The sequence below is a fragment of the Nonomuraea lactucae genome, from assembly GCF_003313395.1.
Lineage (GTDB): Bacteria > Actinomycetota > Actinomycetes > Streptosporangiales > Streptosporangiaceae > Nonomuraea > Nonomuraea lactucae.
Genome location: NZ_QNFZ01000523.1, coordinates 1 through 1,558, shown reverse-complemented (window position 1 = coordinate 1,558; position 1,558 = coordinate 1). Strand labels below are relative to the sequence as shown.

At 75.5% G+C, this 1,558-nt stretch carries 2 protein-coding genes; both read left to right on the top strand.

Translation table 11 applies throughout. From position 1 onward, the window contains the following. The coding region (locus DQW85_RS23240; RefSeq protein WP_162795278.1) for an ABC transporter ATP-binding protein at nt 1-1,132 on the top strand (1,132 nt) is incomplete at its 5' end. After that, nucleotides 1,125-1,558 (top strand): ATP-binding cassette domain-containing protein (locus DQW85_RS23235; RefSeq protein WP_240197368.1); only part of this gene is annotated, 434 nt, incomplete at its 3' end. The genes DQW85_RS23240 and DQW85_RS23235, both read left to right, overlap by 8 nt.

Genomic DNA, 1,558 nt, shown 5'->3' with positions numbered 1-1,558 from the left:
GGGCGTCCGGCCCGGCGGCGGGCGTACCGTCGAGCTGCCCGGCCTGGCCGAGGCCGCGCGGCGGCTCGCCGAACGGGCCAGGCCGCTGCCGCAGGGCCCGCCCGTCCTGGAGGTCAGGGATCTGCGGATCGGGTTCGACGACGGCGTGGACATCGTGGACGGGATCTCGTTCGACGTGCGGCCCGGCGAGGTGCTCGGCCTCGTCGGCGAGTCCGGCTGCGGCAAGTCGCTGACCGCGCTGACCGTCATGGGCCTGCAACCGCGCACCGCCCGGGTCGGCGGCGACATCGTCTTCGACGGCAGGCACCTGCTCACGCTGCCGCGCCGGACCCGCAGGCGGCTGCTCGGCCACGACATGGCGATGATCTACCAGGACGCCCTCTCGTCGCTGAACCCCGCCATGACCATCCGGGCCCAGCTCCGGCAGGTCACCCGCCGAGGCGGCCGGCGTCCCCCCGCCGAACTGCTCGAACTCGTCGGCCTCGACGCCCGCCGTACCCTCTCGGCCTACCCGCACGAGCTGTCCGGCGGGCAGCGCCAGCGGGTCCTCATCGCGATGGCGCTCTCGCGCGACCCCAGGCTGATCGTCGCCGACGAGCCCACCACCGCGCTGGACGTGACCGTCCAGGCGCAGGTCATCGAGCTGCTGCTGCGGCTGCGCGAGGAGCTGGGCTTCGCGCTCATCCTCGTCTCGCACGACCTCGCGCTGGTCGCCGACGTCACCGACCGGGTCGTCGTCATGTACGGGGGGCAGATCGTGGAGACCGGTGTCACGGCCACGCTCGTCGGGGCGCCCGCCCACCACTACGCCCGCGGGCTGCTCGGCTCCGTGCTGTCACTGGAGGCGGGGGCCGAACGGCTGACCCAGATCCCGGGCGTGGTGCCCTCGCCCGCCGGTTTCCAGGCCGGGTGCCGCTTCGCCGACCGGTGCCCGATGGCGACCGGCGTGTGCCGGGCCGAGGCGCCGCCGCTGGAGGGCGACGCGCACCGGCACGCCGTCGCCTGCCACCACCCGGCGCTCGCCCCCTACGAGGCCGCGGCGAGTGACCCGGGCGAGGGCGCGGCGGGTGCCTCCCGCCAGGGTACGGCGAGTGACCCCTGCGAGGCCGCGGGAAGTGATCAGCGTGCTTGAGCTGAAGGACGTCCACGTCGTGCACAAGGCCCGCACGGGCGGCCTGCTCTCCCGCGACCGCGTGTACGCGCTGACCGCCGCTGACCTCACGGTCGGCCCCGGCGAGACCGTCGGGGTCGTCGGGGAGTCGGGGTGCGGCAAGTCCACGCTGGCCAGGGTTCTGGTGGGGCTGCAACGTCCCACCTCGGGCACCGTCTCGTTCGGCGGGCGGGATCTGTGGAAGCTGGCGGCGCCGGAGCGGCGCTCCCTCGTCGGCGCGGGGGTCGGGATGGTCTTCCAGGACCCGTCCACGGCGCTCAACCGGCGGCTGCCGGTCAGGCGGATCCTGCGCGACCCGCTGGACGTGCACCGGCGCGGCACCCCCGCCCAGCGCGACGCCCGCGTCCGCGAGCTGCTCGACCTGGTCGGCCTGCCCGCGTCCGCGGC